7 protein-coding genes are annotated in these 7,874 nt (G+C 38.0%); 2 read left to right on the forward strand and 5 right to left on the reverse strand.

Translation table 11 applies throughout. The annotated features are described in order from the left end of the window. Nucleotide 1: 1 nt before the first annotated feature. Nucleotides 2–1,990: a DNA topoisomerase IV subunit B gene (parE, locus tag ACERJO_RS09920; RefSeq protein WP_373647371.1), complete on the reverse strand. Its 1,989-nt coding sequence runs from the start codon at nucleotides 1,988–1,990 to the stop codon at nucleotides 2–4. 161 nt (nucleotides 1,991–2,151) lie between these two features. Further along, nucleotides 2,152–2,565 carry a CoA-binding protein gene (locus ACERJO_RS09925; RefSeq protein ID WP_373647380.1) on the reverse strand — a complete coding sequence of 138 codons (414 nt, stop codon included), beginning with the start codon at nucleotides 2,563–2,565 and terminating at the stop codon, nucleotides 2,152–2,154. Nucleotides 2,566–2,653: 88 nt separating this feature from the next. Here ACERJO_RS09925 and ACERJO_RS09930 point away from each other — a divergent pair, with 88 nt between their 5' ends. Continuing rightward, on the forward strand, nucleotides 2,654–3,949 hold the full coding sequence (locus ACERJO_RS09930; protein WP_247107573.1) for a DUF2254 domain-containing protein: 1,296 nt from the start codon (nucleotides 2,654–2,656) through the stop codon (nucleotides 3,947–3,949). A gap of 51 nt (nucleotides 3,950–4,000) precedes the next feature. Here the strand turns inward: ACERJO_RS09930 and ACERJO_RS09935 are convergent, their stop codons facing one another. Together ACERJO_RS09935 and ACERJO_RS09940 are read right to left on the reverse strand one after the other, a co-directional pair. Then, the gene (locus tag ACERJO_RS09935; RefSeq protein ID WP_373647372.1) at nucleotides 4,001–4,468 is read right to left on the reverse strand and encodes a small multi-drug export protein; all 468 of its coding nucleotides are present in this window, start codon (nucleotides 4,466–4,468) and stop codon (nucleotides 4,001–4,003) included. Between the two features lie 81 nt (nucleotides 4,469–4,549). After that, on the reverse strand, nucleotides 4,550–6,064 hold the full coding sequence (locus tag ACERJO_RS09940) for a carboxypeptidase M32 (RefSeq protein WP_373647373.1): 1,515 nt from the start codon (nucleotides 6,062–6,064) through the stop codon (nucleotides 4,550–4,552). Nucleotides 6,065–6,184: 120 nt separating this feature from the next. Between ACERJO_RS09940 and ACERJO_RS09945 the strand changes: the two genes are divergently transcribed. After that, nucleotides 6,185–6,505, forward strand: a complete 321-nt coding sequence (locus ACERJO_RS09945) for an iron-sulfur cluster biosynthesis family protein (protein ID WP_373647374.1) — start codon at nucleotides 6,185–6,187, stop codon at nucleotides 6,503–6,505. Nucleotides 6,506–6,657: 152 nt separating this feature from the next. Here ACERJO_RS09945 and ACERJO_RS09950 read toward each other — a convergent pair. Continuing rightward, the coding region (locus ACERJO_RS09950; RefSeq protein WP_373647375.1) for an isopeptide-forming domain-containing fimbrial protein at nucleotides 6,658–7,874 on the reverse strand (1,217 nt) is incomplete at its 5' end.

Consider the following 7,874-nt stretch of genomic DNA (forward strand, 5'->3'; position numbering starts at 1 on the left):
CTTACTCCTCCTCAATAATAGCTAAATTTTCGTTTTCCAAAATATTTGACTCTTCTTCAAGTCCGAATGCGACATGTGACTCAATCCACTTACGGCGTGGCTCCACTTTATCACCCATTAACGTAGTCACTCGTTTTTCAGCACGAGCCGCATCTTCTAATTTCACACGTATTAATGTTCTAGTTGTTGGGTCCATCGTTGTTTCCCATAGTTGAGTTGCGTTCATTTCACCAAGACCTTTATAACGCTGTAGCATATAACCACGACCAACACTTTTAATTTTCGTATCTAATTCTCGCTCGTCCCATGCGTACTCCACTACTTCTTTTCTTCCACTACCTTTACTAACTTTATATAGTGGGGGTAAGGCAATATACACTTTGCCAGCATCTAAAAGTGGTCGCATATAACGATAAAAGAACGTTAATAGAAGCACCTGAATATGAGCTCCGTCTGTATCGGCATCTGTCATAATAACGACTTTGTCATAATTGACATCAGTGAGATCAAAATCAGAACCGACTCCAGCTCCAATGGTATGAATAATCGTTCTGATTTCTTCATTTTTCATAATATCTTCAAGCTTTGCTTTTTCCGTGTTAATTACTTTACCTCGCAACGGCAAAACAGCCTGAAATTTTCGGTCGCGGCCTTGCTTAGCAGAGCCTCCCGCGGAATCCCCCTCAACTAAGTATAGTTCATTTCGTTTTGGATTCTTTGATTGAGCGGGAGTTAATTTACCACTTAGCAATACATCTTTCCTTTTGCTTTTTTTACCATTACGTGCATCTTCACGAGCTTTACGAGCCGCATCACGTGCTTGTGCTGCTTTTATCGCTTTTCGGATCAACATTGTACTAATGTCAGGATTTTCTTCAAAGAAATAAGATAGCTTTTCAGATACGATTCCATCAACGGCAGAACGCGCCTCAGGAGTACCTAATTTACCTTTTGTTTGTCCTTCAAACTGAAGCATTTGTTCAGGTACTCGAACTGAAACAATTGCTGTAAACCCTTCACGTATATCTGAGCCATCAAGATTTTTGTCCTTCTCCTTAAGGAGCTTTACTTTACGAGCGTACTCATTGACGGCACGAGTCATCGCTGCTTTAGCCCCTAGCTCATGTGTCCCTCCATCCTTCGTACGTACATTGTTGACAAAGGATAGGACATTTTCTGTATAGCCATCGTTGAATTGAAAAGCAAATTCGACATCAATATCATTTTGGTCACCAGAAAAAAAGACAACTGGACTTAACGTTTCTTTATCTTCATTTAAATATTCAACAAATGCTTCAATTCCGTTCTCAAAATGGAATTCTTGTACTGATCCTTCCCCACGTAAATCGGTTAATTTAATCAGTAATCCCTTCAATAAGAAAGCAGCTTCCCGTAAACGTTCTGTTAACGTTTCACTGTTATAAGTAGTCGTGCTGAAAATAGATGAGTCTGGTTTGAAATGAATGGTTGTTCCTGTTTTTCTAGTGTTTCCAACCCGCTCTAAACCGGTAACAGGTTTTCCCCCATTCTCAAAGCGCTGCTTGTAAATATGACCGTCTCGTTTAATTTCAACAACTAACCATTCAGATAATGCATTAACGACAGAAGCACCTACACCGTGAAGTCCTCCACTTGTTGCATAACCGCCTTGTCCAAATTTGCCCCCTGCATGAAGGACTGTCAAGATGACTTCTGGTGTAGGCTTTCCTGATTTATGTATCCCAGTAGGCATGCCTCGGCCGTGATCAGAAATAGAGACACTCTGATCACGGTGGATCGTTACTTCGATTGAATCACCAAACCCCGCTAAGGCCTCATCTACTGAATTATCAACAATTTCATAAACGAGATGATGAAGCCCTCTAGCGTCCGTACTACCGATATACATACCGGGTCTTTTACGAACAGCTTCTAATCCTTCTAATACTTGAATTGATTCATCATTATATTCCATCTGATTCCTTACCAAATTGTGTACTCCTTTCACCATGCTACAAAAATATTGTAGCACACACGAACAAATGTTTCCATGACCGTCACTACGTTGCCTTATCTATTGTAGCGGTTATTTCATTATTCGCAAACACTTTTTAAATTCCTGCATAAATATTTCATGAAATCTTAATATTGTTTGAAATGAATACATGTTCACTATTGGTGTCTAGCATATTCCACTTTAATACAGCGATTCATAATTGTGAGTATTTCTTGATCTTTTAATAATGAATATGCTTCTTCATTTTCAATACCTAATTGCGCCCAAAAGGATTTTACTTTGACATTAATAGCCTGTTTGGCGATTTCTGGTAAGTATTCCTCTCTTCTAAATACATTCACAATATCAATTGTACCACTTATTTCTTTTAATGAGGCGACCGCTTTTACCTCTAGTGCTTCTTCAATTGTCGGATTAACAGGGATAATCTCAAATCCTGCATTTTGCATAAATTTTGCTACTTGATAGGATGTTCGTTCAGGGTTGTTTGACAATCCTACAACAGCTATCCTTTTACTTTCTTCCAATAGTTCTTTTATTTGTATATCGGTTGGGTTTTTCACTTTTATCACTCCTAAGTTAATATTTTAATCATTATTTAACCGTTCTTTCCAAATACTAAACAAAACGGTCTCTCAAATATGGAGGAAATGAAACATGAAGGCGATCAAACCAATCCTTTTCTTAAGAAATCATTTCTGGTTTATACCTGCTTTATATGGAACAATTTCCGTGGTATTAGCCATTGCGACCGCATTATTAGATCAATTTCTTCACATTCATCTGTTTCTCATTAATAAAAGCTTAGCACAATCGCTATTAAGTACAATAGCCTCTTCTTTATTAACGATGACAACGATTTCATTTTCGACAATTATGGTTGTACTTACAACATATTTATCACAATTTTCACCGAGAACGATGCAAGACTTCTTAACAGATATCAACACACAGCGTATTTTAGGCGTATTTATCGGTGGCTTTTTATACTCCTTAATATTATTATTATTGCTTCAAAACGATAAAGGAGATTATTTTATTTCTCCGATATTTGCTGTATTTTACGCAATGATTTGTGTCGGATTCTTTGTTTTCTTTATACACCATGTCGGTAAGTGGATTCAAGTAAGTAATTTAATGCACCATATTACATCCAAAACCATTCATGCTGTTCATCAATATTATGAGGATGAAGAACTAACGACTCGGGATGAACCGTGGAAAGATTGGGAGAGTGAAGAAATTAAATTAACCGATCCGTTGTACATTCAAGCTAATCATTCTGGTTATTTACTTGTCATTGAAATTGATGAATTAATCGCTCAAGCAAGCGCTGATGATAGTATTGTGAAGGTAGAAGTTAGCTTAGGTGATTACATTGAAAAGGGAATGTCTTTACTTTCCTATTGGGGAAATCGAGATAAGGTGGACCATAAGCAATATAGAAAATCATTTCACCTTGCTGATGAAAGAGCGACTATTCAGGATATCGATTTTGGATTAACAAAGCTTGTTGAGATTACGTTGAGAGCACTCTCCCCAGGTATTAATGATCCGAATACAGCTATTAATGGAATTAAAGCTTTAGCTCGAATATTATCAACGCTAGCAAGTAAAAATTTACACCGTTCGTATTACAATGACGATTACAAAAGCTTAAGAGTCATTAATAAGCAAAGGAGTTTCTCAGATTACTTATATCGTTGCTATTATCAAATTAAGCATTACGGTATTGAGGATATTTCTGTCGTTGCTGCGATGATCGACTCACTAGCACTAATTGCATCACAAAACAATCAAGAGATTAAGCAATTAATTTGGGACTTCTCACAGTATATTCAACTAGCGATCCATTCAGAAACATTACTCGATTTAGATCGTTCATTTATTAATTCAAAATTAAAAAAGCTTGCGATTCAAACGAATCAATTTAATCATTTTAAACCACTCTAAGTAAAAAGTGACTATCTCACTATACACCATTAAGATAGTCACTTTTTACTTTTAGAATAACTCACGGTCTCGTGTATTAAACAAATCAAAGCCTAAATGGGCAAGAATAGCTGCTAAGACACACCATCCGATTAAGCTAAACGTTAACCAATAGGTGACCCCTCTTTTTGTACCACCGAAGCTTAAGCTCATTAAAGCTGTAATATGACTACCTACGATTAAGGGGCCAATAATAGCAAGCCCAGGTAATCCGTACTTTTTCCAAATACGTTCGGCTCTTTGCGAACGGCGCTCCGTTGACTTTTGGGAAGCTTTTTTATTTTTTCGCCATTTTTTTATTTGCTCAATAAAGATAATAATAAAATAGACGGTTAGTAAATTGCCAATTAATGCGATAATCGTCACTTGTACAGCCGGCATACCTGCAAAGATGGCAAATGGTATGACTATAACTGCTTCTAATAATGGAATAGCTGATAATAGAAATACAAGTGTATACATCCAAATTAATTCTAACATGTTCATTCACTTCCTTATATTCGTGGAAATGAATATAACATACAAATTGAAAATAAGACAATCTAAAAGCTCTGTTTTAGATTAAAATTGGTATAAGCGACGGTATTTTTCGTTTAAGTACGATAAAAGCGGCTGTGCGTTAATGCCGTTACCCGTTATGCCTTTAATGATTTCAGCTGGCTTTTTCGTTGCTCCATGGTGATGAATATGCTTTTTTAACCATTCATGAATCAATGTATAATCTCCTTGGCTAATATATTGATCAAATTGAGGAAGGTCACGAACAATCGCTTCTTTCATTTGTGCAGCATAAATGTAGCCAAGTGCATAGGATGGGAAGTAACCGAATGCACCGAAGGACCAATGAACATCTTGAAGCACACCCTCCCCATCATGAGCAGGCACTACACCCAAATACTCTTTCATTTTCTCATTCCAAGCTTCAGGCAAGTCCTTTACTTCTAAGCTCCCCTCAATTAACGATTTCTCTAATTCATATCGTAGAATAATATGTAAGCAATAGGTTAATTCATCACTTTCAATTCGAATAAGGGATGGCTTTGACTCATTAATGGCAAAGTAAAATTGCTCTAACGAAACATGATCGAACTGTCCGTTTGAATGCTTCTTTAATACTTGATAATTTCGCTCCCAAAAAGAATAATGCTTACCAATAAATTTCTCCCAAAATAATGATTGAGACTCATGTATTCCCATTGAAGTTCCATCACATAAAGGTGTACCTATTAACTCTTCAGAAATGTTTTGTTCATATAACGCATGACCACCTTCATGAATCGTGCCAAACAAAGCAAGCTTAAAATCGTCTTCTTTGTATTTTGTCGTAATACGAACATCGTTAGGATTTATTCCAATTGCAAAAGGGTGTACAGCTTCATCTAACCGTCCTTTGGAGAAGTCATAACCCATTTCATTCAAGATATCCATATTTAAATTCTTTTGTTGTTCTTTTGAAAATGCTCGATAAATAAAATCTGTCTGAGGCTGATTAAGAGATTCCGACACTCCTTTTACTAGCGGAATAAGTCCATCACGCAACTCGGAAAAAACGTGGTCAATTGTATCAATGAAAATGCCCGGTTCATAATCATCTAATAGTGTATTGTAAGGGTGTTCGTTGTATCCCCAATAACGAATAAACTTCTTTTTGAATTCAAGAAGCTTCTCCAGGTAAGGTCGGAACATGTCAAAGTCAGCTTGATCCTTTGCTTCTTCCCAAATTGATTCTGATTCAGCCTGTAACATCACGTATTGCTTATACTCTTCCTTTGGTATCTTTACATTTCGCTCATATTTCTTTTTGCATTCATCTACTGTCTTTTGAGTAATAATGGAGAGCTGGTTGTAAACATCCTTTTCTGTTAGCTTCTCAATGAAATCAGCCATTTGATTAGATGTTGATAATTGAAACACTTCAGTTGACAATGTTCCTATAATTTCTGAACGTTGTTGCACTCCTTTTTTGGGAGCCCCGGTTCTAGAGTCCCAAGCAAGTACTGAAAGAGCTTCATTAAAATCTTCTATTTTCTTAACGTACTCCCTAAATTCTCTTTCTACTGCTTCAATGTTTGACATTGTATCACTCCTTTTTTATCCTAACATTACTTTCGATGTAAGAAATGAAATCCCTCTTATCTATGTAGAAAAGTTACGTATTGTATGGTAAGGTGGATACAGGTTAGGAGGAAGAAACCATTGCATTTAAAAATATCTAAAGAAGCTGCTTATTTATATAAAAAAGAAATTCCCCTTCAAGCTGGTGATTCCTTACGTTTATTTGTACGTGTAGGTGGAGTTGGGTCTGGAGGTTTTTCAGTAGGTGTGGCAAAAGAAGAACCACCTTCTAGGTGTTTTAAAGTAATAAAAGAAAATATTACTTTTTTTGTAACAGAAGATGATTATTGGTATTTTGATGGGATGGAGATCCATTATAACGAGGATCTTGATTATGTTCAGTTTGAACATACTAGTTTTGACCATTTGGATCATCCAGAACAAGTAAAAATGACAAAATGAGGCAGGGACAAAAGTGTTTTAATAAATGAGAAACCGAACAAATGTCCTCGATTTTATACCTTTCTTGCCCGGTTCTTTAAAATCTCTGAATACACTGTATCCCAATTTACGAAGAGACCTTTCCCTAACTATAAGGGAAAGGTCTCTTCGTCTTATTCTACACGTACTTTCTTCCTTCTCCAATACCATATGCCAGCTCCAGCTACTAATAATATGAAGCCCATTAGGAAGATATTGAAGTTATTCGTTGCTGTATTTGGTAATGTCTCTTCTGGTTGCTTTGATTCATCACCTTTTTCTTCCGGCTTTTCTGGTTTTGGCTCTGGATTCGGTTCTGGCTGATGCTCCTCTGGTTCCTGTGGTGGAGGTGATGATTCCTTTTCCACCGTGATCGACTCAGATGGAGTTCCTGGTGTTTCCACATTGTCAGCCTCAACGGTTGCCACGTTTTCAATCGTGTTTCCTGATTGATCGCTTTCAATCGTTGCTTGGAACGTGATCATACGCCAGTCTGTATCTGACACATCACCAAAGCTTGCCGTAATGACACCATCTTCGTAGTCTCCTGTTCCTCCGTTACTTACTTCAAGACTTCCTTCGACAAAGCGTAGTCCGTCTGGAAGAACATCGGAAAGGACAAGGTTTTCAACGACGCTATCTCCGACTGTATTACGCGCTTGAATCGTATAAACAACCGTATCCCCTGCATGGAAGTCTGCGTTCCCTTCTAGGTTCTCCGCTGTCTTTTCTGATTCCAATTTTGGTTCACGTGGATAGATGAGAACCACTTCGTGTGGCTGTTCCGGCTCGTCGATATTGTCTGCATCCACTGTTGCGATGTTTTCAATATCTTGACTTGCTTGCCCTTCACCAACTGTCACTTGGAATGCAACTGTATGCCAGTTCGTATTCCTGACATCGCCGAACTGTCCGACGATTTCGCCATCTACGTAATAGCCTGCATCCTCATCGTTTTCATCGGTGACGGCTTCCCCATCGACCATTAATGTGCCAGGCACATATTCTAGGCCTTCTGGCAGTTCATCACGGATAATCAGATTTTTCACTAAACTATCCTCTACTGTATTACGCGCTTGAATCGTATACAGTAATGTGTCGCCTACTTCTGCATTCTCTTCATCGGTGTTTCCTTCGCCTTTTTCTATTAAGATTGCCGTTTTCTCCGATTCAAGCACTGGATCTTTCGGCTCCACTTCGATGTCCGTTGATGGTTCATCTGGTTCATTAAGGTTGCCCCCATCGACAACGGCGATGTTTTCAATCGTCTGCTCCGCATAGCCGGAGTCGATCGTCGCGTGGAATGTCACCGTCCGCCACTCGGTATCCGTCACATCACCAAAGTTCGCAG

This window comes from Halalkalibacter sp. AB-rgal2 (assembly GCF_041821005.1).
In the GTDB taxonomy this organism is placed as follows: Bacteria; Bacillota; Bacilli; order Bacillales; family Bacillaceae_D; genus Halalkalibacter.

Bases quoted from the DNA above. Each gene is read 5' to 3' on its own strand.
- ACERJO_RS09935 (WP_373647372.1), bottom strand. From the start codon at position 4,468: ATGTTAGAATTAATTTGGATGTATACACTTGTATTTCTATTATCAGCT.
- ACERJO_RS09930 (WP_247107573.1), top strand. From the start codon at position 2,654: ATGAAGGCGATCAAACCAATCCTTTTCTTAAGAAATCATTTCTGGTTT.
- ACERJO_RS09940 (WP_373647373.1), bottom strand. From the start codon at position 6,064: ATGTCAAACATTGAAGCAGTAGAAAGAGAATTTAGGGAGTACGTTAAG.
- parE (WP_373647371.1), bottom strand. From the start codon at position 1,990: ATGGTGAAAGGAGTACACAATTTGGTAAGGAATCAGATGGAATATAAT.